The organism is Corynebacterium urealyticum DSM 7109 (assembly GCF_000069945.1).
In the GTDB taxonomy this organism is placed as follows: domain Bacteria; phylum Actinomycetota; class Actinomycetes; order Mycobacteriales; family Mycobacteriaceae; genus Corynebacterium; species Corynebacterium urealyticum.
In genome coordinates, this window is record NC_010545.1 from 1619866 (window position 1) to 1642779 (window position 22914).

Consider the following 22914-nt stretch of genomic DNA (forward strand, 5'->3'; position numbering starts at 1 on the left):
GCTCCCCGCAGCATAAGAAAACGTCCCGGCGAGCCTATGTGGGCTTGCCGGGACGTTGTGCGTTGAGCAGTTTTTAGACGTTCGGGAACCAGATAGCGATCTCGCGCTCAGCGGACTCCGGGGAGTCGGAGCCGTGAACGACGTTCTCGCCGACGGTCAGTGCGAAGTCGCCGCGGATGGTGCCCGGGGTGGCTGCCTCGACCGGGTGGGTGCCACCAGCCAGCTGACGCCAAGCAGCGATAGCGGACTCGCCCTCGACGATGCCGGCGACCAGTGGTGCGGAGGTGATGAAGTCCACGAGCTCGCCGAAGAACGGCTTGTCCTTGTGCTCCTCGTAGTGCTTCTCTGCGGTTGCGCGGTCTGCGGTGCGCAGGTCCATCTCGACGAGCTTCAGGCCCTTGCGCTCGATGCGGGAGATGATCTCGCCGACGTGGCCATTAGCGACACCGTCCGGCTTAATGAGGATGAGAGTGCGTTCAGTCATGGTTCCTAAGGATAGCGAATTCTTAAAGCCCTCGCCCCTTGGGCTTCCCCTTTGCCCCCATGTGTTCTGGTCTCTTCGCTGACGTAATGGAAATAGCGAAATAATTTTTATAACAGACACTATTATTTATGAGACATAGATCACACCTCACCCAAGGAGGCGCACATGGCACCCAGGATCTACTCCAGCCCATACCCGAGTTTGGACTACCCCAGCACCGACGTTTTCGACCTCATCTTCGGCGACCTCACCGAAGAAGAAGCAGCACTGCCCGCCATCACCGAGCTCTCCACGCAATCGACGGCCACCTACGGCGAACTCAAAGAATTCTCCGAGACCATCGCCGCCGAGCTAGCTTCTCGAGGAATCGGTGAGGGCGATGTGGTCACCCTCCAGGTACCCAATTCCATCAACTTCGCCGCCAGCCTGCTCGGCATCCTGCGAGCCGGGGCCATCGTCAACCCGATCGGCATGCTCATGAACCAGGCAGACGTGGAGCACATCGTAGAAGCTGCCGGAGCCAAGTTGTTCATCGGCCCGACCAACATGGAGCAACTCCCACAGATTTTCTCCATGGAGCTGGCTTCCCTACAGGGCAGTCCGAAACCCGCTCCAGAGGTCGATATCGATCCTGACTCGGTTGCCGCTGTCCCATTTTCTTCCGGCACCACCGGGTTGCCGAAGGGAGTGCAGCTGACTCACCGCAATCTCACCAGCAACTTGATCCACGTACGGGAGATGATTGAGCGCTCCGGCATCGAAGCACGCAGCAACACCCTGAGTGTGCTCCCCTTCTCCCATATCTATGGCATGACAGTCCTGCTACTCGGCCCGCTGCTGCACCGGCACCACATCTTCACCATGCCGAAGTTCGACATCGAGCAGTTCCTGCGTGCCCACGCTGAGCGCTCGATCGAGTTCACGTTCATTGCCCCGCCGATGGCCATCGCTATGGCCAAAGGCCCAGAGATCGACCCCTCGTGGTTCTCCGCTTCGAAGCTCATGGTCTCCTCCGCGGCGCCGATCGACGCTCCAATTATGCGCGCGGTCGAAGAACGTCTCGACACGAAGGTCGTGCAGGGATGGGGCATGACGGAGGCCTCCCCGTTGGTCGCCCTAAACCTTCACGGCGACGCCGATCATTCCAGCGTCGGTAAGCCAGTGGCCGACACAGAGATCCGGCTGGTGGATATCGACACATTGGAAGATGTTCCCGAAGGCGAGGCCGGGGAAGTCCTCGTGCGTGGCCCGCAGGTGATGAAGGGCTACCTGAACAACGAGGAGGCCAACGCCGAGACGCTCATCGAAGGCGGGTGGCTGCGAACCGGAGACATCGCCCACTTCGGAGAGGATGGTGGCCTACGCATCGTTGACCGGGCCAAGGAGGTCATCAAGTACAAGGGCTATCAAGTCGCGCCGGCCGAATTGGAGAGCCTGCTGCTCTCCCACCCAGACATCGCCGACGTCGGCGTCGTCGGCGCGGAGCGCGACGGCCTGGAGATCCCGCGCGCATTCGTCGTTCTGCAGGAGGGCGCCGAGCTCACGGAAGATGAAATCATGGACTGGGTCGCGGAACGCGTCACCCCGTATAAGAAGGTGCGTGCCGTGACGTTCCTAGACGAGATCCCGAAGAACCCGACCGGGAAGATTCTCCGCAAAGACCTGCGTCTTATCCCCCTGGCGGGCTAGCAGTGCCACACCGCGAGAAGCCCTAAAGCCTCAGCCTCCCCGACCCGCCCGACGTTGGGCTGGTGGGGAGGCTTCACGCTCAATGGCGCTCGCGGAGCAAGTTAGACGTGCTGGCTCGGCAGCAGGCCGCGCCGCATGCGCTCCTGAACCACCTTGCGAAGGTGGTAGATGTACCACCACACGCCGATGAAGATCAGAGCCATCACGCCGATCACCAGGTTGGCGAAAACCCCGATCAGAGCCAGGACCTGCAGACCCCAGTTGATCTTGTCCGCCGCCGGAGCCTTCTGCATGAAGGCCGCCGCAAACATCAGCACCGCCACGGCCAGGACGTAGCCGAACTGCAACCAGACAGGACCCAGCCCCGAATCCACGCGGCCGACCACGGTCAGCCCCAGCAACATGACGATCCCCTCCAGGACCAGGGTGCCCGCCATGACTCCGCGAATGCCCTTCATCGGGTCATTAGCTGGGGCATGCCCGGGACCGAGGGGGCCCATCTCCAGTTCTTCAGCCGGCTTGCGCGCCATCTGCTTCCACTCCTCCTGTGTACTCGAGCGTTCTACTCGGGCTTCTTGGCGAACAGCGTTCGCGCCTCACCTGCGGTGACCACCGAGCCGGTGACCAGCACTCCGGCCCCGGCCAGCATGCCATCGCTATCGTCCTCAGCCAACTGGATGGCGGTCTCCACCGCAGTCGGGAGCTGCTCGGCGACGTGGACCCGCTCCTCCCCGAAGGCATCCCGGGCATACTCGGCGAGCACGTCCACCGGCAGCGCGCGCGGGGACTGCACCTCCGTGATGACGACGTCGTCGAGGACAGGCTCGAGCGCGGCGAGGATGCCGCGGGCGTCCTTGTCCCCCAGGACCGCGACCACGCCGATGAGGCGGCGGAAGTCGAAGTCCCGGTCCACGGCCTTGGCCAAGGCTGCCGCACCGTGCGGGTTGTGGGAGGCGTCGATGAACACGCTCGGGGTGGCGCGCACACGCTCCAACCGGCCGGGAGATGTCACGGTAGCGAAGCCCTCGCGCACCTTATCGACGTCCAGCTGGCGGTCGCCGCCAGCTCCGAAGAAGGCCTCCACCGCGGCCAGGGCGGTGGCGGCATTGCGGGCCTGGTGTTCGCCGGACAGCGGCAGGAAGATGTCGTCGTAGGTCCCGGCCAGTCCCTTGATCGTCAGACGCTGGCCACCGACTGCGACGGTGGATTCCACGGCGCCGAACTCGGCTCCGGCGCGAGCGACCGCGGCGTCGACCTCGACCGCACGCTCCAGCAGCACGCGCATCGCCTCGGGCTCCTGCTCGGAGATGATCGCGATATTTTCCGGCGGAGTGAGCAGATCCTCGCGATCCCAGCGGGACTTGATGATGCCTGCCTTCTCGCCAGCGATCTCGGTGAGGGTATCGCCGAGGAAGTCCGTGTGGTCCATGCCGATGGGCGTAATCACGGAAACGTCGGAGTTCACGACATTCGTCGCATCCCAAGTTCCGCCCATGCCGGTTTCGATGACGGCTACGTCCACCGGAGCGTCCGCAAAAGCGCTGTACGCGAGCGCGACCAGCACCTCAAACTTGCTCATCTGCGGGCCGCCCTCGGCGGTGGACTTCGCATCCACCATCTCCACCATCGGCTGGATCTCCCGCCACATGCGGATGTAATCCTGCGGATGGATCGGCTCGCCGTCAACGGCGATACGCTCGGTGACCAGCTGCAGGTGCGGGGAGGTCGTTCGCCCTGTGCGACGATGGAATGCCCGCAGCAAGGACTCGATCATCCGCACCACGGAGGTCTTGCCGTTGGTGCCAGCGACCTGGATGGTGGCAAAGGAGCGCTCCGGGTTGCCCAGCAGGTCCATGAGCATCTCGATGCGTTCCAGGGAGGGGTCGATCTTCGTCTCCGGCCAGCGCTGATTCAGCTCGGCTTCGACCGCGGCGAGGTCTGCCAGATCCTCCTCAGTGATGGGCCGAGGCGGCAGCGCATCGTCGCCGCTTAGCTGACCATCCTCCTCACCGGGCTTCGTGCCGGCGGCATCGATAGGAAGCGCCAAGCCGTGCTCGTCGAGGCGCACTCCCCCGACGGCGGACCCGGCAACGGCCTCCTCCTGGCCGGTCAGCTCAACGGCACCGGTGTCCCCGGCCTGGCCTTGGCCCTGGTCCTCGCCCGGCGCGGTGTTCAAGTCACGATCCGTCGAATCGATCATTTCTTTGGCAGCCCCTCCAGACGGCGAGTGATGCGGTCAAACTCCTCCTGGGCCACGACCTGGCGTTCCTTAATATCCGCCACGACGTGCTCCGGAGCCTTGTTCAAGAAGTTCTCGTTGCTGAGCTTCTTCGCTGCGTTGTCCAGCTCCTTCTGAGCGTTGGCGAGATCCTTTTCCAGGCGCTTGCGCTCGGCCTCAATATCCACGGCGTCGGAGGTATCCAGTTCGACGGTGATCGTGGCCTGGCTGAGGCGCAGCTCAATGGAGGCGGTGGTCTCCCAGTCATCCCCCGGCTCCTCAAGTCGGGCCAGGGAGCGGATGGCTGCCTCTTCTTCCTCGAGGTCGACGGCGGCGAAGTCCAGTCGGCCCGGGACACGCTGCTTCGGCTTGACACCCTGGTCCGCACGGAAGCGACGCAGCTCGGTGACCAGCTTCTCCAGGTCAGCCATGCGGCGGGCGGCCAGCTCGTCTGGCTCGGCGCCGTTATTGGTCATGGACTGGTCTGGCCACTCGGCGATCACCAGGGACTCCGGGTAGCCCTCGACATCCTTGGTCAGGGCGGTCCACAGGGTCTCCGTGACGAATGGCATCGCCGGGTGCAGCAGGCGCAGCACCGCGTCGAGGACGCGACCGAGCACCACCTGGGTGTTCACACCGCGGGCGTACTCCTCCTTGGTGGCGGAATCCCAGTCGCGCGGGATCTGTACCTTCGCGATCTCCAGGTACCAGTCGCAGAACTCGCCCCAGGCGAACTTATAGAGGTTCTCATTAGCCAGGGAGAACTCGTAGCGCTCCAGGGCATCGTCGACGAGGGCGCGGGTGGCCTCCAGGCGGTCGAGGATCCAGCGGTCCGCGTCGGTCAGCTCCTCGCGTGGCGGCAGCTCGCCGATTTGGGCACCGTTCATGAGCGCGAACTTGGTGGCGTTGTACAGCTTCGTCGCGAAGTTACGGGAGGACTGCGCGGAGTGCTCGCCGACCGGCAGGTCCGCACCAGGGTTGGCACCACGAGCCAGGGTGAAGCGCAGCGCGTCAGCACCGTAGTCGCGCACCCAGTCCATCGGGTCGATGCCGTTGCCCAGGGACTTAGACATTTTGCGGCCGTGCTCATCACGGACGAGGCCGTGGAGGAAGACATCCTTGAACGGAACCTGCGGGCGCCCATCGCGGGCAGCCTGGTTCTCGCCATTGGCCTTACCGTGCAGTGGGGAACCTTCGAGCGTGTCCGCGAAGGTGGCGAACATCATCATGCGGGCGACCCAGAAGAACAGAATGTCGTAGCCGGTGACCAGCACGGAAGTTGGGTAGAACTTCTGCAGGTCCGGGGTGTTCTCCGGCCAGCCCATCGTGGAGAACGGCCACAGGGCGGAGCTGAACCAGGTGTCCAGCACGTCCTCGTCCTGGTGCCAGCCCTCGCCCGTCGGTGGCTCGTCGTCCGGCCCGCAGCACACGACCTCGCCTTCCGGCCCGTACCAGATCGGGATGCGGTGGCCCCACCACAGCTGGCGGGAAATGGTCCAGTCGTGCATGTTGTCCACCCAGTCGAACCAGCGTGGTTCCTGGGAGGCCGGGTAGATGGTCGTATCGCCTTCACGGACGGCGTCGCCGGACATCTTCGCCAGCTTCTTCACATCCACCCACCACTGCAGGGAAAGCCGCGGTTCGATCGGCTCACCGGAGCGCTCGGAGTGGCCGACGGAGTGCACGTAGGGGTGCTTGCGGGCCACAACGCGGCCCTGCTCCTCGAGGGCCAGGCGGATCTTCTCGCGGGCCTCGAAGCGGTCCATGCCGTCGAACTGTGTGCCCGTGCCGGAAACGTGGCCGGTCTCGTCGAGCACCACCGGCATCGGCAGGTCGTGGCGCTGCCCCATCGCGAAGTCATTCGGATCGTGCGCCGGGGTGATCTTCACCGCACCGGTGCCGAACTCGGGATCCACGTAATCATCCGCGATGATCACCATCTCGCGGTCCGGCAGGAATGGGTGCGGCAGCGTGGTGCCGACGAGGTCAGCGTAGCGCTCGTCCTCCGGGTGCACCGCGACGGCCACGTCACCCAGCATCGTCTCCACGCGCGTGGTCGCGACGATGACGTGGGGCTCGTCGTCGTTGAGGGAACCGTAACGGAGGCTGACCAGCTCGCCCTCGACGTCCTCGTAGTTGACCTCGATGTCGGAGATCGCGGTCTGCAGCACCGGCGACCAGTTAACCATCCGGTTGTCCTGGTAGATCATGCCCTGGTCGAACAGGGCCTTAAAGATCGTCTGGACTGCGCGGGACAGGCCCTCATCCAGGGTGAAGCGCTCGCGGGACCAGTCCACGGAGTCGCCGATGGCGCGCATCTGCTGCTGGATCAGGCCGCCGTATTCGTCCTTCCACTCCCAGACGCGCTCGATGAACTCCTCGCGGCCGTAATCGAAGCGGTCCTTAGATTCGCGCTTCTTCAGGTCGGATTCCACGCGGGTCTGGGTGGCGATACCTGCGTGGTCAGAGCCCGGCAGCCACAGGACCTCGTAACCCTGCATGCGGCGGCGACGGGACATCGCGTCGATCAGGGTGTGATCCAGCGCGTGGCCCATGTGCAGCCGACCGGTGACGTTCGGCGGCGGCAAGACGATGGAGAACGGCGGCTTATCACTTGCCGCGTCGGCCTTGAAGTAGCCGGCCGAAACCCAGCCTTCGTAGAGCTCCGATTCCACATCGGATGGGTTCCACTGATTGGGCAGCAGCTGCGAACGATCCTCGCCGCGCTGGACACCCTGGGACGTTGCAGGAGTATTGCTGGTCATCGCACCCTGATCACTTACTCGGGGACAAATTCTGTTGAACTCGTCCCAGTGTAGTAGACGGGGCAGACACGGCTGGCAGCTCGTCGGCTAACGCGAGCCACCAGCCTGAGAGGCGATGTACCGCTAGTCGATGAAGCCAGCCTCGCGCACGGCGGCCAGCTCCTCCTCCAGCTCCTGCTGGGTGCGGGCGATGCGCTGCTTTTGCTCCTCGCCCAACTCCAGCCCCTGGACGATCTCCCACTCGCCGTTGACGCTGCGGCACGGGAAACCGAAGACCAGCCCTTCAGGCACGCCGTAGGAACCGTCGGATGGCAGCGCGACGGAGACCCACTCGTCACCCTCGGTACCAAGCAGCCAATCCCGCATGTGGTCGATGGCGGCAGAGGCCGCGGAGGCTGCAGAGGAGTGGCCGCGGACCTCGATGATCTCGGCGCCACGCTTGGCCACGCGCGGGATGAACTCCTCACTGATCCACTCCGTGCCCAGCTTCTCGAAGACCGGCTCGCCGGCCGCGCGCAGGGCGGTGGCATCCGGGAACTGGGAGGCCGAGTGGTTGCCCCACACGACCATGCCGGACAGCGCGGAAACCGGGACGTCCAGGCGGTCGGCGGCCTGAGACAGCGCGCGGTTGTGGTCCAGGCGCATCATTGCGGTGATGCGGTTCGGCGCGATGCCCTTGGCGTGTGCGGCGAGGATGGCGGCGTTGGTGTTCGCCGGGTTGCCGACCACCAGCACGCGGGCATTCGGGGCGACCTCGCCTAGCGCCTCACCCTGCGGGCCGAAGATCGCACCGTTAGCGGCGAGCAGATCCGCACGCTCCTGCCCCTTCTGGCGCGGCTTCGCACCGACCAGGAAGACGACGTCGGCGTCCTGGAAACCCTCCCTGGCGTCGGTGTGGACGGTGACGTCCCCGAGCAGCGGGAACGCGGCGTCCTTCAGCTCCATGGTCACGCCCTCCGCGGCTCGCTTGGCGGGCTCGATCTCGATGAGTCGGAGGTTCACCTTCCGCCCCGGGGAGATCTCGCCTGCTGCCAGGCGGAAGAGCAGGGAGTACGCGATCTGCCCCGCTGCGCCGGTGACCGCCACGTTCAAGGCATCGGAGGTGTTCTGCGAAGTGTTATCAACCATGAGTGAAACCGCCTTTATTCAGGATCGGGGGCACCAACCGGGGGCGATATCCCCCAATTGATCTTTCCGACCCCAGCCTACCCGCGAACAGTCATTACGATGAGGAGAGAAAGTTTCGACCGGAGAGGAATCATGACCGACGACTCAGCTCGCCATCTTCCTCACTCGGCGCATAGGTACGGCCTCGATCCGGTCGACTATGCCCGAGCGATGGAGTGCGCCCTGCCGATCGCCGTGGAGTATGGGACGGATATCCCGAAGGCCCAGCTGGTGGCGATCCAACGCGCCGGTAACCTCCCCGCCAAGCACGCGCTGCTGAGTAATAACCAAGACCTCTACGAGGAAGCGCTCCGCTACGCCCTGGCGACCCTGTGGCCGGCCGAGCCGAAGAAGTTTGAGGACGACATCGCCAGCCTCACCCCAGTGCAGGCGGTGCGGCGCCTGGTGCGCGAGACGCTCGCCCGGGCGCAGCGCAACCCGGATTCCATGCGCCTGGTCGCCGCAGAGAATCTCTACAACCGGGCGGATGTGCCGAACCGTATCGACGTGCTGGAACAGTCCCCCGTCATTCTCCAGATCGACCGCGCGCTCCTGCGTGGCCACGACCTCGGTGCATTCCGCACCGGGGTCTCCGCGGAAGACGTCTACCTCCTCATCCTGGGACTATCCGGTTTCGCCACCCTGCACCGCAACACCTTCTACGCGCTCTATGGGATGGACGTCCGCGAGGCGCACAACGAGTCCGGGGTCATTGAGCTAGCCTGCGACGCCGTCGTCGCCTTCCTCACCACGCCGATGCGGACCAATCAGGATAATTCCTACACCCACTCCTCCCCCTCCGAAATTGTGGGCGAGTCGGTTGCCGCGAGCCTCTACGACTCCGAAGAGATCTGGCAAGAGTAGCCCTCCGCCAACTGTCCCCACGCGATACGCCACGTGGGGCGCGGTTGACTACCCCCCCCTTAGAGGCCCTATCCCCCCTTTGCGCCCCCGTTAGGCGGAGCGCTTATCCCGCTCGGCGACCTCCTCGTGGGTCAGGCGAGTCGGCTTTGCATCCCCCTTCGCGGCAGCCTCGGTGATCAGCACCTCGGCGATATCCTCCTCCTCGGGGATGGAGTACATGATCGGCAGCAGGATCCGCTCCATGATGGAGCGCAGCCCGCGCGCACCGGTCTCCCGGGCGAGCGCCTGGCGAGCAACCTCGCGCAACGCACCATCCTCGAAAGCCAGCTGGACGTTATCCATCTCAAACAGGCGCTGATACTGGCGCACGAGGGCATTCTTCGGCTCGGTGAGTACCTGCACCAAAGCGTCCTCATCCAGGTGTCCGACGTGGGTGACCACCGGCAGTCGGCCGATGACCTCCGGGATCAACCCGAACTTCACCAGGTCCTCCGGCTCCACGTACTGGAACGGGTCCTTGACCTGGTCGTTCTTGGAGGTGACCTCCGCGCCGAAGCCCAGGCCCTTCTTGCCGCGGCGATCCTCGATGACCTTCTCCAGGCCCGCGAAGGCACCCGCGACGATAAAGAGCACGTTCTTCGTATCGAACTGGATGAATTCCTGGTTCGGGTGCTTGCGCCCGCCCTGAGGCGGGACGGCGGCGACCGTGCCCTCCAGGATCTTCAGCAGCGCCTGCTGCACGCCCTCACCGGAGACGTCGCGTGTGATGGACGGGTTTTCGGACTTACGGCCGATCTTGTCCACCTCGTCGATGTAGATAATGCCGCGCTGTGCCTTCTCGACGTCGAAGTCTGCGCTCTGCAGCAGCTTCAGCAGGATGTTCTCGACATCCTCGCCCACGTAGCCGGCCTCGGTCAGCGAGGTCGCGTCCGCGATGGCGAAGGGGACGTCCAACATGCGCGCGAGGGACTGCGCCAGGTAGGTCTTACCAGAGCCGGTGGGCCCCAGCATGAGGATATTGGACTTCGAAAGCTCGACCTCGTCGTCGTTGCGGCGGGCCAGTGCATTGGCCTCTTCGACCTGAATGCGCTTGTAGTGGTTGTAGACAGCCACCGCGAGGGTTCGCTTCGCGTCGTCCTGGCCGATGACGTACTTGTCCAGGAAAGCGGAAATCTCGGACGGCGTTGGCAGCTTGCCCTGCGGTTCCTGCGCGCTGGTGGCTACCAGCTCTTCCTCGATGATCTCGTTGCAGAGTTCGATGCATTCATCGCAGATGTAGACCCCGGGGCCGGCGATGAGTTTGCGGACTTGTTTTTGGCTCTTTCCGCAAAACGAGCACTTCAGCAGCTCTGCGCTTTCTTGCATCTGTGAGAACCAGTCTTTCTGAGAAATTGGTGGTGCTACGGCGGGTATCCAACACTACCCAAAAACCCCGCTGCGCTGACTGAGCAACACTGCGGGGATTGAGGGGCTGGGCTCACCAGCCCCGGTAGCGGAAACCATGAGGCGGGGCCTCACGGGAACGATCGACTACTACTCCTGAGCGGAGAGCTTCCGGTACTCGAAAACCTGGTCGATGATGCCGTATTCCTTGGCGGCCTCGGCGTCCAGGATCTTGTCGCGGTCGGTGTCGATGCGAATCTGCTCCTCGGTCTTACCGGTGTGGCGGGCCAAGGTGGTCTCCATGAGCTTGCGCATGCGCTCAATCTCGTTGGCCTGGATCTCCAGGTCGGAAACCTGCCCCTGCACACCACCGGAGGCCGGCTGGTGGATCAGCACGCGGGCATTCGGCAGCGCGGCGCGCTTACCCGGGGTGCCTGCGGCGAGCAGCACGGCGGCAGCAGAGGCTGCCTGGCCGAGGCACACGGTCTGCACGTCCGGGCGGACGTACTGCATCGTGTCGTAGATGGCCATCAGGCTGGTGAAGGAACCACCCGGCGAGTTGATGTACATCGTGATGTCACGGTCCGGGTCGAGCCCCTCCAGGACAAGAAGCTGGGCCATGATGTCGTTGGCTGCGGCGTCGTCCACCTGGGTGCCCAGGAAGATGATCCGCTCTTCAAAGAGCTTGTTGTACGGGTTGGATTCCTTCGCCCCGTAGCTGGAGTGCTCAACGAAGGATGGCAGGATGTAGCGCGATTCTGGCATCTTCATTCTTTACTTCTCCTTCGCAGAGCTGATGACGTGGTCGACGAATCCGTACTCCTTGGCCTGCTCGGCGGTGAACCAGCGGTCGCGGTCGGAGTCCTTCGTAATCTGCTCGACGGTCTGGCCGGTGAAGCCAGCGATCAGCTCCGCCATCTCACGCTTGGTGTGTGCAAACTGCTCCGCCTGGATGGCAATGTCGGCCGCGGTGCCGCCCACACCAGCGGAAGGCTGGTGCATCATGATGCGAGCGTGCGGCAGAGCGTAGCGCTTGCCCTTCGTACCCGCGGAGAGCAGGAACTGGCCCATGGACGCGGCCAGGCCCATGCCGTAGGTGGCGATGTCGCAGGGCGCGTACTGCATGGTGTCGAAGATGGCCATACCCGCGGTGACGGAGCCACCTGGCGAGTTGATGTACAGGGATATGTCCTTCTCCGGGTCCTCGGCTGCCAGCAGCAGGATTTGAGCGCAGAGCTTGTTCGCGATTTCGTCGTCGACCTGGCTACCCAGGAAGATGATGCGCTCGCGCAGCAGACGCTCGAAGACCGAGTCGTTGAGGTTCATCCCAGCCGTGTCGGCGGACATGAGGCTGCTCGAAAGACTGCTCATTGTGCCCCTTTTCGTTCATTGGTTTATTCTTTGTGGCTTCCACAGTAGCGACTAACCCTCGGGTCGTGCCCTATGAAAAGCCCCTGTTCGCTTTAAGCGCACAGCACCCCCGGAGTATTCCTCCAGGGGTGCTGCGTCGAAGCGGTTGCTTCGGTGTCACGACGCCGCCGGTGCTCGCCCAAGCCTGTCAGGCGCGGCGATCCAGACGGCTAGCGTGTGCGGGACTTACTTGTCCTCGCTCTTCTTGGCTGCAGCCTTCTTCGTGGTCTTCTTGGATGCGGCCTTCTTGGCGGTCGACTTCTTAGTGGTCTTCTTCGCCGTGGACTTCTTAGCGGTCGACTTCTTGGTCGTCTTCTTCGCCGTGGACTTCTTGGCAGCCTTCTTGGTCGTCTTCTTTGCGGAAGACTTCTTGGCGGCCTTCTTCGGCTTCTCGTCCTTCTTGGCCTCCTCGGCCTTCTCGGACTCCTCCTCGGTGCCGAAGAACTGCTTTGGATCAATCTCGTTGCCCTCGGAGTCCTTCACGGAGCTCTTGGAGATGTTGATCGCCAGAGCCTTGCCGCGGCGGACGTCAGCGAACAGGCTGCCGATCTGGCCGGCCTGCTGCAGCTGCATGATGAACTGGTTCGGGTCCATGCCGTACTGGGCAGCGGTGAAGCCGATGTGATCCATCAGCTCCTCCTGGGAGACCTCCGGCTGCTCGACGTCAGCCAGGGCGTCCAGGAACAGCTGGGTGCGGACGGAGCCCTCAGCGGCCTCGCGAGCATCTTCCTCGAACTTCTCGCGAGTGATGTCCTGAGCTGCGAGCATCTGCTCGAAGACCTTCTCGTCACCACCGAACTGGCTGATGAGCTGCTGGACCTGGCCCTGCACCTGCTCGTCAACCACGGACTGCGGCAGCGGTACCTCGACCTTTTCCAGCGCGGCCTCGAGGACCTTATCGCGGATCTGGCCGGCCTGGCCGTTCTTCAGCTGCTCCTCGACCTGGGTCGCCAGGGAGTCCTTGAGCTCATCCAGGGTGTCGAACTCGGATGCCAGCTGTGCGAAGTCGTCGTCCAGCTCCGGCAGCTCGCGCTCCTTGACGGAATCAACCTTGACGGTAACCTCTGCCTCTTCGTCGGCGTGCTCGCCGGCAACCAGCTTGGAGGTGAAGGTGGACTCCTCGCCGGCCTTCATGCCGACCAGGGCGTCGTCCAGGCCCTCGATGAGGGAGTCGTTGCCGACCTCGTGGGATAGGCCCTCGGTGGTGGCCTCGTCCACGGTCTCGCCGTCAACGGTGGCGGACAGGTCGATGGAGACGAAGTCGCCCTTCTTGACCTTGCGGTCAACAGACTTCAGGGTGCCGAAGCGAGCCTGCAGGTTCTTCAGCTCACCCTCGACGGCCTCGTCGTCGGCCTTGATGGCGTCAACCTCAACGGAGATGTCGGAGAAGTCTGGGACCTCGATCTCGGGACGGACGTCGACCTCGGCGGTGAAGGTGACGGACTCGCCGTCCTTCAGCTCGGTGATGTCGATTTCTGGCTGGCCGAGAGCCTTGACGTCGTGCTCCTCGACGGCCTGGCTGTAACGGGACGGCAGCATTTCGTTGATCACCTGGTCAAGAACCACGCCGCGGCCGAGACGGGTCTCGATGATCTTCGCCGGGACCTTGCCCTTGCGGAAGCCAGGGATGCTGACCTGCTGGCTCAGGGAGGCATACGCCTTGTCGAACTCCGGCTTGAGCTCGTCGAAGGGTACCTCGACGGTGATCTTGGTGCGGGTAGCGCTGAGCTTTTCAACAGAGCTCTTCACGAGTGCACTCTCCTGTGTATTCATGGTTGCTGACGGCCTGTGTCGCCAGTCAGCGTTGGACATCGACCAAGTTTATAGGGTCTTGATTTTCCGTGTCACCACACCCCCACCTAGTTTTGGCTAATGCCACCAGACCAGCTGTGTTTCCGCCGGGCGGAAATCACGGAAAATTGACCACTCCGCCCGTTAATGACGCGGCGCGATCCCTTACCTCGCATGGCTTTGGACCATCATCAAGCTCTGCGGTTCGCCCCTGAACAAGCACCCCTAGAACTTAAGGCTTACCCCAGATACGAGAAAACCCCTAGTCCGAAGACTAGGGGTGAACCTTTGCCGTCGGGGCAACAGGATTTGAACCTGCGACCCCTCGCTCCCAAAGCGAGTGCGCTACCAAACTGCGCCATGCCCCGGCCACACTTTCGCGAACCTAAGCTCGCGTTGCGTGCGCTCTAACCATACGTTAGCCCTGGGGAAAGTCCAAACCGCTGTGTGCAGCCTGGAATCCCCCGCTATAACCGCTGGTCAGAGTGGAGGGAACGACGGGAATCGAACCCGCGTCTTCAGCTTGGAAGGCTGAGGTATTAGCCACTATACGACGTTCCCAGCAAGCAATCTTCGCATCATGCCGGCCCGGCGTGAGCACGAAGCTTGCTGTGGATAGACACCCTACACGATGGCGCGGTCAACTACCCAACCGACACCACCGGGGTGAGCCAAGATTTTAGGCCTCCGGGAGGGCCGGAGCCTCGCCGGTCTTCTCGTACTCAGCGAGGATGTCGATGCGACGCTGGTGGCGCTCCGCCTCGCTCCACTCCTGCGCGATGAAGGCGTCGACGATAGCCAGCGCCTCCTCCTCGGAGTGCATGCGACCGCCCAGGCCGATGAGCTGGGCGTTGTTGTGCTCGCGAGCGAGCTTCGCGGTCTCCACGGACCAGGCCAATGCGCAGCGCGCGCCCGGTACCTTGTTCGCCGCGATCTGCTCGCCGTTGCCGGAACCACCCAGGACGATGCCCAGGGAGCCCTCGTCGGCGACGACCCGGCGGGCTGCCTCGATGCAGAAAGCCGGGTAGTCGTCGTTCGCGTCGTAGGTATGTGCACCGCAGTCGATCACCTCGTGGCCAGCGGCCTTCAGGTGGTCTGCGATGAGGTTTTTCATGTCAAAACCGGCGTGGTCGGCACCAAGATAAATTCGCATGATCTTTAGCCTACCGCAGTCTCCGTGGCGCTCGGATTCTCCGTGCGGGTCCGCTTGAGCTCGAAGAAGTGCGGGTAGCTACCCAGGGTGACGGAGGCGTCGAAAAGCTCGCCTGCCTGCTCCCCCGTCGGCACGCGGGTCAGCACAGGGCCGAAGAAGCCACGGCCGTCGATGTCCACAATCGGGGTGCCGACTTCGTCTCCAACCAGGGAGAGGCCGCGGCGGTGAGTTTCCTTCAGTTCGTCGAGGAATGCGTTCTCGGCGTGGGGACGCAATCCGATGCGGTCGATGAAGCCCTCCGGCAGGTCGAGCTTCTCCACGACCTCAGCGATCAGGTCGTCGTAGCAGCCGATGTAATCCCGCTCACCGCGGTTCTCGTTGTGGATGGCCTCGCCCATCAGGGTGTAGTAATCGGCGATCTGGTCCGGGTGCTTGGCGTAGATCGCGGCGGCGGCGAGCGCCGGTGCCCAGGCCGCCTCCATGCGGTCCATGTAGGCGGGGTCGAGGTCGCGGCCGTCGTTGAGGACGGACAGGCTCATCGGGATGAAGTTCACCTTCACGTCGCGGACCTTCTCGACCTCCAGCAGCCAACGGCTGGTCACCCACGCGAAGGGGCAGGTGACGTCGAAGTACATGTTCAGCTCGTTCGTGGTTGCCACGGCGGGCTCCTTTCCTTTTGCTTCTTTTCTTCTTCTCGCCACTGTATACATCTCTCCGGTCCCCCACTTTTGTTAACGACGACGCCCTCGTCCTCAAGAACGAGAATCCGTGTCCGGGCCCGGGCGTAGGGTGGAGCGCATGACCTCAACGAATCTCACTCAGACTGAAGCTCAGGCCCGCGCCGAGCTGATCTCCAATGTCCACTACACCGTGGAGCTGGATCTTTCCGCCGGTGAAGATATGCAGCGCGAGCAGTTCCCGAGCCGCACCACGATCGACTTCCGATCCGGCACTGGTTCCACTTTCGTGGATTTCCGGGCGCGCAAGGTGCATTCCGTCCACCTCGATGGAGCGGACATCACCGAAAAAGCCATCGGGACCGGCGACTACGACGCCACCGCGGGCATCGTCCTTGCCGATCTTGCTGAGGGCGACCATCAGCTGGTGGTGGACGCGCTGGGCGATTATTCCGTCACGGGCGAGGGACTGCACCGCTTCCGGGACCCCGCGGACGGCAATATTTACCTCTACTCCCAGTTCGAGACCGCCGACGCCAAGCGTGTCTTCGCCTGCTTCGACCAGCCGGATATCAAGGCCACCTACTCGCTGAGCGTGCGTACCCCGCAGCCGTGGCGAGTCGTGACCAATAACGTCGTCTCCGCCGAGACCGAGGGCGACACGGTGCTCCACCGCGCGGAGGTGGACTACCGGCTGTCCACCTACTTGATCGCCTTCTGCGTTGGCCCGTGGCACGAGGTCACCGACGAATGGCACGGCGAGATCACCGCTCACCCGGAGACCTCCGACGATGCACTGGTCGAGGCGCGCACCCGCGGCGAGATCCAGAACAGCGGTTTTCAGACCGTTCCGCTGGGCCTATACTGCCGCCAATCCCTAGCCGAGCACCTGGACGCCGAAGAGCTGTTCACAGTCACGAAGCAGGGCTTCGACTACTACTCCGAGCACTTCGGCATCGCTTATCCCTTCTACAAGTACGACCAGGTGTTCTGCCCGGAGTACAACATGGGCGCGATGGAGAACGCGGGCGTGGTGACGATCCGCGACGAGTACGTCTTCCGCTCTGCGGCCAGCCACTATGAGTACGAGCGCCGCGCGGACACGATCCTCCACGAGCTGGCGCACATGTGGTTCGGCGATCTGGTCACGATGACCTGGTGGGATGACCTGTGGCTCAACGAGTCCTTCGCCACCTGGTCCGCCGCCATGAGCCAGGCGAATGCCACTCGCTTCGACACTGCCTGGGTAACCTTCGGCAATAAGGAAAAGGCCTGGGCCTACGCCCAGGACCAGCTGTCCACCACCCACCCGGTGTTCACCGATGCCTCCGATATCGTCACCGTGGACGCCAACTTCGACGGCATCACCTACGCCAAGGGCGCAAGCGTGCTCAAACAACTCGCTGCCTACGTGGGACTGGAGGCCTTCTTCGCCGGGGTACGCACCCACTTCGCGGCGCATGCCTGGGAGAACGCCACCTTCGACGACCTGCTCTCCGCGCTGGAGCGCTCCAGTGGCCGGGACCTGTCCGACTGGGCGGATCAGTGGCTGAAGACCACCGGCATCAACACTCTCAAGGCCAGCTTCGAGGCCGTCGATGGCGCCTATCAGAACTTCGCCATCGAGCAGAACGGGGCAGCCCCTGGCGCGGGTGAAACTCGTACCCACCGCATCGGCATCGGCATCTACCGCACCGACGGGAACGGGCAACTCAGCCGAATCACCCGCGTGGACGCCGACGTCGCTGGATCGACCACCGCGATCCCAGAGCTGGATGGCACCCCGGCGGGCGATCTCGTCATCGTCAACGACGACGACCTGAGCTACGCCTTCATCGAGCTCGACGCCGACTCCCTGAAGGTGGCAACCGAAAACATCACCGCGATCGCCGATCCGATGCCACGCTCCCTGATCTGGTCCGCGGCCTGGAACATGACCCGAAATGCGCAGATGAAGGCCCGCGACTTCGTGGCACTAGTTGCACGTGGTGCTGTCGCGGAAACCGAGATGGCGGTGCTGGAGCAGGTCCTCGCGCAGTCCCGCGTGGCGGTGAGCACCTACGCTGCGCCTGACTGGCGCGAGCAGGGCTGGGCGCTACTGCGCGAGGCCTTCCTGCGCGGCATGAAGGAGACCACGGGCCAGGCACAGCTGGCCTTTGCTCGCGCGTTTGCGCACAGCGTCCACAACGGCGAGTCCGCTGAGATCCTGCAGGAGCTGCTCGGCGGGGATGCGGCGCACTATGCACCAGGGCTGGAGATCGACCAGGACCTGCGCTGGCAGTTCCTCATCGCCCTGGCCGCCAGCCAGGACGAAAGCGGGGAAACCGAAGAGCAGGTGGCCGCGCGGATCGCCGAGGAGGAGACCCACGATGCGTCCTCGTCGGGTGCGATGCTGGCGCTGGAGGCCCGCTCTGCCGTCCCGGCCGCCGAGGTCAAGGCCGCGGTGTGGGAGGAGATCACGCAGCGTGGCCCGCAGCTCTCCAACCTCGCGCTACGCCACCGCATGGCCGGACTGACCCGGATCGGTCAGGGCGAGCTGCTGCAGACCTTTGCGTCGAGCTACGTGGCCAATGCCGCCCGCCTGTGGGAGGAGCTCAGCCCGGAGATGGCGCTGCGCACCCTCTCCGGCATCTACCCGGCCTGGGATCTCAGCGAGGAGACGGACCGCCAGGTCGCCGAGCTGATCGAAGCCCCGGATACTCCGGCCGGACTGCGCCGCACCCTGCGAGAGGGCCGCGACCGGGTGGCTCGCGCTAAGGCCGCCCAGGCCTTCGACTCCGCCACGTAGTGGCTTAGTACGTGGCACCGGAGCCAGATCGAGATTGAGCGGCCCGCGGCAACAGCCGGGAAAACGCTAGTCTCGGGAGGAAAGAACCAGCCGCGGGCGGGGACTCCGGCCCCGTCCGCGTGCACCGATGGGTGGCCCGAATGACTGCCACCCCAGAGAGGAAAAGTTTAGGAACAATGGGCACTTTTTTATGATGCAGTTGGTGGCGAGGATACCTTCCGCACCATCGTGTCCGAGTTTTATAAGCAGGTGAAGGGCGACGACATCCTTGGCCCGATGTACCCAGCCGACGACATGGCGGGTGCTGAGGACCGGCTGCGCTGGTTCCTCGCACAGTACTGGGGCGGGCCGGAAACCTTCAACGAGAAGCGTGGCCACCCGCGCCTGCGGATGCGCCACGCCCAGTTCCACATCGACGAAGCGGCTCGCGACCGGTGGCTGGAGCTCATGGCCAACGCCATGGAGACCGTGGACGAAGAGACCCTGCCGGCCGAGCACCGGGCCGCGATGTGGGATCACATGGAGCGGGTGGCGCAGATGCTGGTCAACGAGCCGACCATGCGCTCCGGGCGCTCCTGGGACGCCTAAGGCAGACGCGCCAGTCCCCCGGGACGCGGCGCATAGAGGGTGCCGAAGACCCCGTCCAGCCGGATCCACGACCCGGTGGCGGCCACGCGCACCACGTCGAGTTGGCGCCCCGGGTACTTCTTCTGCAGAGCAGCTGGCGGTGGGCTGATGACACCCGTCGCCCCGGCCGTGGCGACCATTCGGCCGGTGATGTTAACCAGCTGGGGCGCTGCTCCCCCGGCCGTATTTCCAGTCCGGTCTTCCTCGGAAGCGCCGTGCTGGTCAGCGTTGTTCTCGGCCTCGCTGGTGACCTCCACGAGCTCCTGGTCCAGCATCGAAGGGGCGAGCCCCGCGGGTCCGCCGCGCAGCTCGTGCTCCTCCTCCATCTCGCGGTACACCTCCCGCAGCACCTCGGCGGGCACCCAATCCACCAGTTGAAAGCCACTGACGGGTGGCAGGGCACCCAGCCACATCATGTCCACGCCGGTACCCAGATCGAAGGTAGCTTCGGACTCTCGTGCCCCGGCATCAGTGCTTGCGGAATCGGCCCACTGCTGCAGCGCATCCTTCAGCGCGGCGGCCCGCACGACGGTCGAATCGCCGTCGTCGTCCTTTCCGCTAAGCCCCGCCCCCGGAAGGCGCTGGCTGAGCGCGCAGCCCAACGGCGTCGAGAAGAAAATGTCCAAGCCATCCGGCAACGGGCGCAGCCGAGCGAGCGACTCGGGGTCCATGCTCAGTACCCGCTCCGCCACACTTGCGATTCGACGCGCCACGGAGCGCGGGGCTTTATTCACCATTCTCAGCTGCACAGTCATGGCCACCAGCCTAACCACACGCCCGCGGCTATGTGCCCTTGAGGTTCAGCACCTGGCGCAGCTCGTGGACGACCTCGACCAGGTCGCGGGCGTCCGCCATCACCTGATCGATGGGCTTATAGGCGTCCGGGATCTCGTCCACCCACGCCGCGCCCGGCCGGTAGACGATGCCCGACATCCGCTGGTCAAGGTCCTCGGCGGTATAGCGCTTCGTCGTCACTGGTTTCTTTTCTTCTTCCGGTGAACTGTGGTTTCTGACCTTCTCGGGACGTCGCTTCGTCCCTCGGGTGTTATCCGTTCACCTTCGGCAGGACGTACTCGGCAATCTCTTCAATCTGCTCGCCAGCCCGGCGCGTGGAGCCCAGCAGGTTGATGCTGACGTGGTTGATCCCGATCTCTCGTTGGGAGATCAGCAGGGAGACCAGGGTATTTCGCCCTAGCCGGTAGCCGAAGGTTCCGCCCTGGGCTGGGGCGTCCGGATCCTCGTGCAGGTCGATCCACATGGCCTCCAGGAAGGGTTTGAAGCTTCCTTCCCCGCAAGTGTCGACGACAGCTGCCCGCCACTGGTCGACGTTCTTCTGCTGGATGGCGAGTCCCTTGTGGTACATGAACCAGCCGTCGGTGTGCTCGGCTTTCCATTCCAGGCTCTGCTGACAGGAGCCGGTGGCCAGCACGGGCACGTGGTGGGCAGTGGGCTTCGGAAGCACCTCGGCGCCGCCGACCTTTCCCTCGGACCAGCGGATCGGACGCATGCTCGTGCGCAGTGCTTTGGTGTAGACGGCGAGGTGCTCGCGGAAACGTTCGTCCCTGGCACCCTGCTCCTGGTTGAATGCGGGAAATTCCTCCGGGCGGTCGCCGGTGGCGATACCCATGAGGAAGCGCCCGCAGCTGAGTCGGTCCAGGCTTGCGGCCCGCTTGGCCATCAACAGGGGGTGCTGGAAAGGGACGACGATCGCTGCGGTTCCCAGCGCGATTGTCGAGGTCCGTGCTGCGATGTAGCTCAGGTACATCCAGGGGTCGTAGACCTGCCCGTCGTCGCCGAAGGTCTCCACGCTCAAGGGGATATCGCGCGCCCAGACAGCAGAAAAGCCGCCGTCCTCGGCGAGACGAATCAGGCGTAGCTGTTCGGCGAGGTCGGCGGCGGGTTCTGTACTACTCCCCGGTCCTGCTGGGTGGGCTACCTCCGTGGGGCGTTCGCTGTCGCGGCGCCCGATGGGCAGGGAAAGCCCCACCGAAAGCCTGCCGGGCGCGAAGTTGCGCTGGTAGCCAGGCAGCTCGGTGATGGGGGTATCGGAGATTGAACGCAGCGGGGTCATACCGCCCACGCTAGTACAGCGCGAGCGCTAAAGCCCCTGCTGAACGAGTTAAAGCGCTTAGCGGGTCAGGCGGCGGTGCGTGACGCGGGACGGACGTGCCGCCTCCGGGCCGAGGCGCTCGACCTTGTTCTTCTCGTAGTCCTCAAAGTTGCCCTCGAACCAGTACCACTGGCCCTCAGCAACGTTGCCCTCCCAGGCGAGGATGTGGGTACAGGTGCGGTCCAGGAACCAGCGGTCGTGGGAAATCACGACGGCGCAGCCCGGGAACTTCTGCAGCGCGTTCTCCAGGGAGCCGAGGGTCTCGACGTCGAGGTCGTTGGTCGGCTCATCCAGCAGGATCAGGTTGCCGCCCTGCTTCAGGGTCAGCGCGAGGTTCAGACGGTTGCGCTCACCACCGGAGAGCACCTTGGACGGCTTCTGCTGGTCCGCACCCTTGAATCCGAATGCGGAGAGGTATGCGCGGGACGGCATCTCGTTCTGGCCGACGACGATGTAGTCCAGGCCGTCGGAGACGACTTCCCACACGGTCTTCTCCGGGTCGATGTTCTCGCGGTTCTGGTCCACGTAGCTCAGCTGCACGGTGGAGCCGACCTTGACCTCGCCGGAGTCCGGCTCCTCCAGACCAACGATGGTCTTGAACAGCGTCGTCTTACCCACACCGTTCGGGCCGATAACGCCGACGATGCCGTTACGTGGCAGGGTGAAGGAGAGATCCTTGATCAGGACGCGGTCGCCGAAGCCCTTGGTGAGGTTCTTGACCTCCACGACCTGGTTGCCCAGGCGCGGCGGGGTCGGGATCTGGATCTCCTCGAAGTCGAGCTTGCGGTACTGCTCGGCCTCCGCTGCCATCTCCTCGTAGCGCTCGAGGCGGGCCTTGTTCTTCGCCTGGCGGGCCTTGGCACCGGAGCGGACCCAGGCCAGCTCCTCCTTCAGGCGCTTCTGCAGCTTGGCGTCCTTCTTACCCGCGACCTCGAGGCGCTTGGCCTTGGTCTCCAGGTAGGTGGAGTAGTTGCCCTCGTAGGGGTAGAGCTTGCCGCGGTCGACCTCACAGATCCAGCCTGCGACGTGATCCAGGAAGTAACGGTCGTGGGTCACGGCCAGGACGGCACCCTTGTAGTCGGCCAGGTGCTTCTCCAACCACAGGACGGACTCGGCGTCCAGGTGGTTAGTCGGCTCGTCGAGGAGCAGCAGGTCCGGCTCAGAGAGCAGCAGCTTCGCCAGGGCGACGCGGCGGCGCTCACCACCGGAGAGGTTGGTCACCGGCTCGTCGGACGGCGGGCAGCGCAGGGCCTCCATGGCCTGCTCGATCTTGGAGTCGACCTCCCAGGCGTCGGCGGCGTCGAGCTCCTCCTGGAGCTTGCCCATCTCTTCCATGAGCTCATCGGTGTAGTTGGTCGCCATCTCCTCGGCGATCTGCTCGAAGCGCTGCTTCTTTTCGAAGATGTCGCCCAGGCCCTCTTCGACGTTCTCGCGGACCGTCTTCTCCTCGTTCAGCGGTGGCTCCTGCTGCAGGATGCCCACGGTCGCGCCCGGGTCGTGGAAGGCCTCACCGTTGGAGGGCTGATCCAGGCCGGCCATGATCTTCAGGATCGAGGACTTACCGGCGCCATTTGGTCCCACGACGCCGATCTTGGCGCCCGGGTAAAACATCATCGTGACGTCATCGAGGATGACCTTGTCGCCGTGCGTCTTGCGCACGTTCTTCATCGTGTAAATAAATTCGCCCACGGTGAACTACTTCAGCCTTTCCGTTGAAGAAAAAGTTCGATAAATCGCTGCCCCATAGTCTACGTGTTCGGCACCGATTTCAAGATTCCGCTGCTGCCC

General features: G+C 64.0%; 17 protein-coding genes, 2 tRNA genes and 2 pseudogenes. 4 read left to right on the plus strand and 17 right to left on the minus strand.

Annotated features, from left to right (window positions below):
- Nucleotides 1-73 precede the first annotated feature (73 nt).
- On the minus strand, nucleotides 74-484 hold the full coding sequence (ndk, locus tag CU_RS06905; protein WP_012360619.1) for a nucleoside-diphosphate kinase: 411 nt from the start codon (nucleotides 482-484) through the stop codon (nucleotides 74-76).
- 165 nt (nucleotides 485-649) lie between these two features.
- On the opposite strand from ndk, the gene CU_RS06910 reads away from it, so the two are divergent.
- Nucleotides 650-2173 (plus strand): AMP-binding protein, encoded by a 1524-nt coding sequence (locus CU_RS06910; protein ID WP_012360620.1) that lies wholly within the window; start codon nucleotides 650-652, stop codon nucleotides 2171-2173.
- A gap of 101 nt (nucleotides 2174-2274) precedes the next feature.
- Here the strand turns inward: CU_RS06910 and CU_RS06915 are convergent, their stop codons facing one another.
- The 4 genes from CU_RS06915 to CU_RS06930 all read right to left on the minus strand — a co-directional run bounded on the left by CU_RS06915 (nucleotide 2275) and on the right by CU_RS06930 (nucleotide 8284).
- Entirely contained in the window at nucleotides 2275-2703 is a 429-nt protein-coding gene (locus CU_RS06915; protein ID WP_012360621.1) for a DUF4233 domain-containing protein, read from the minus strand.
- Between the two features lie 32 nt (nucleotides 2704-2735).
- Nucleotides 2736-4373: a bifunctional tetrahydrofolate synthase/dihydrofolate synthase gene (gene folC / locus CU_RS06920; RefSeq protein ID WP_012360622.1), complete on the minus strand. Its 1638-nt coding sequence runs from the start codon at nucleotides 4371-4373 to the stop codon at nucleotides 2736-2738.
- On the minus strand, nucleotides 4370-7156 hold the full coding sequence (locus tag CU_RS06925) for a valine--tRNA ligase (protein WP_012360623.1): 2787 nt from the start codon (nucleotides 7154-7156) through the stop codon (nucleotides 4370-4372). The genes folC and CU_RS06925 overlap by 4 nt, the downstream gene beginning before the upstream one ends.
- 123 nt (nucleotides 7157-7279) lie before the next feature.
- Nucleotides 7280-8284 (minus strand): malate dehydrogenase, encoded by a 1005-nt coding sequence (locus CU_RS06930; protein WP_012360624.1) that lies wholly within the window; start codon nucleotides 8282-8284, stop codon nucleotides 7280-7282.
- A 132-nt stretch (nucleotides 8285-8416) separates the two neighbouring features.
- Between CU_RS06930 and CU_RS06935 the strand changes: the two genes are divergently transcribed.
- The gene (locus CU_RS06935; RefSeq protein ID WP_012360625.1) at nucleotides 8417-9187 is read left to right on the plus strand and encodes a hypothetical protein; all 771 of its coding nucleotides are present in this window, start codon (nucleotides 8417-8419) and stop codon (nucleotides 9185-9187) included.
- A 90-nt stretch (nucleotides 9188-9277) separates the two neighbouring features.
- Here CU_RS06935 and clpX read toward each other — a convergent pair whose 3' ends face one another.
- The 8 genes from clpX to CU_RS06975 form a co-directional block, all read right to left on the minus strand.
- The gene (gene clpX, locus CU_RS06940) at nucleotides 9278-10552 is read right to left on the minus strand and encodes an ATP-dependent Clp protease ATP-binding subunit ClpX (RefSeq protein ID WP_012360626.1); all 1275 of its coding nucleotides are present in this window, start codon (nucleotides 10550-10552) and stop codon (nucleotides 9278-9280) included.
- A gap of 168 nt (nucleotides 10553-10720) precedes the next feature.
- A complete protein-coding gene (locus CU_RS06945; protein ID WP_012360627.1) occupies nucleotides 10721-11341 on the minus strand; it encodes an ATP-dependent Clp protease proteolytic subunit in 621 nt (206 codons plus the stop codon).
- A 3-nt stretch (nucleotides 11342-11344) separates the two neighbouring features.
- Nucleotides 11345-11917, minus strand: a complete 573-nt coding sequence (locus CU_RS06950) for an ATP-dependent Clp protease proteolytic subunit (RefSeq protein WP_173362360.1) — start codon at nucleotides 11915-11917, stop codon at nucleotides 11345-11347.
- Between the two features lie 249 nt (nucleotides 11918-12166).
- A complete protein-coding gene (gene tig, locus CU_RS06955; protein WP_041628496.1) occupies nucleotides 12167-13729 on the minus strand; it encodes a trigger factor in 1563 nt (520 codons plus the stop codon).
- A 336-nt stretch (nucleotides 13730-14065) separates the two neighbouring features.
- Nucleotides 14066-14139, minus strand: a tRNA-Pro gene (locus tag CU_RS06960).
- A gap of 118 nt (nucleotides 14140-14257) precedes the next feature.
- Nucleotides 14258-14332, minus strand: a tRNA-Gly gene (locus CU_RS06965).
- A 118-nt stretch (nucleotides 14333-14450) separates the two neighbouring features.
- On the minus strand, nucleotides 14451-14924 hold the full coding sequence (locus tag CU_RS06970) for a ribose-5-phosphate isomerase (RefSeq protein ID WP_012360630.1): 474 nt from the start codon (nucleotides 14922-14924) through the stop codon (nucleotides 14451-14453).
- Nucleotides 14925-14929: 5 nt separating this feature from the next.
- Nucleotides 14930-15634 carry a mycothiol-dependent nitroreductase Rv2466c family protein gene (locus tag CU_RS06975; protein WP_012360631.1) on the minus strand — a complete coding sequence of 235 codons (705 nt, stop codon included), beginning with the start codon at nucleotides 15632-15634 and terminating at the stop codon, nucleotides 14930-14932.
- An 88-nt stretch (nucleotides 15635-15722) separates the two neighbouring features.
- Here CU_RS06975 and pepN point away from each other — a divergent pair, with 88 nt between their 5' ends.
- Complete coding sequence (pepN, locus tag CU_RS06980; RefSeq protein ID WP_012360632.1) at nucleotides 15723-18389, plus strand: aminopeptidase N; 2667 nt, start codon at nucleotides 15723-15725, stop codon at nucleotides 18387-18389.
- A gap of 186 nt (nucleotides 18390-18575) precedes the next feature.
- A pseudogene (locus CU_RS06985) lies at nucleotides 18576-18977 on the plus strand (globin); the annotation flags it as partial.
- On the opposite strand, the gene CU_RS06990 reads toward CU_RS06985, so the two are convergent.
- From CU_RS06990 to ettA, 4 genes and pseudogenes are all read right to left on the minus strand, one after another.
- Nucleotides 18974-19771 (minus strand): hypothetical protein, encoded by a 798-nt coding sequence (locus CU_RS06990; protein ID WP_231837630.1) that lies wholly within the window; start codon nucleotides 19769-19771, stop codon nucleotides 18974-18976. The pseudogene CU_RS06985 and the gene CU_RS06990 overlap by 4 nt on opposite strands.
- A gap of 28 nt (nucleotides 19772-19799) precedes the next feature.
- Nucleotides 19800-19982 (minus strand): annotated as a pseudogene (locus CU_RS06995) (RtcB family protein); the annotation flags it as partial.
- Nucleotides 19983-20061: 79 nt separating this feature from the next.
- Complete coding sequence (locus CU_RS07000) at nucleotides 20062-21087, minus strand: LLM class oxidoreductase (RefSeq protein WP_012360636.1); 1026 nt, start codon at nucleotides 21085-21087, stop codon at nucleotides 20062-20064.
- A gap of 57 nt (nucleotides 21088-21144) precedes the next feature.
- A complete protein-coding gene (gene ettA, locus CU_RS07005) occupies nucleotides 21145-22815 on the minus strand; it encodes an energy-dependent translational throttle protein EttA (protein WP_012360637.1) in 1671 nt (556 codons plus the stop codon).
- Nucleotides 22816-22914 lie beyond the last annotated feature (99 nt).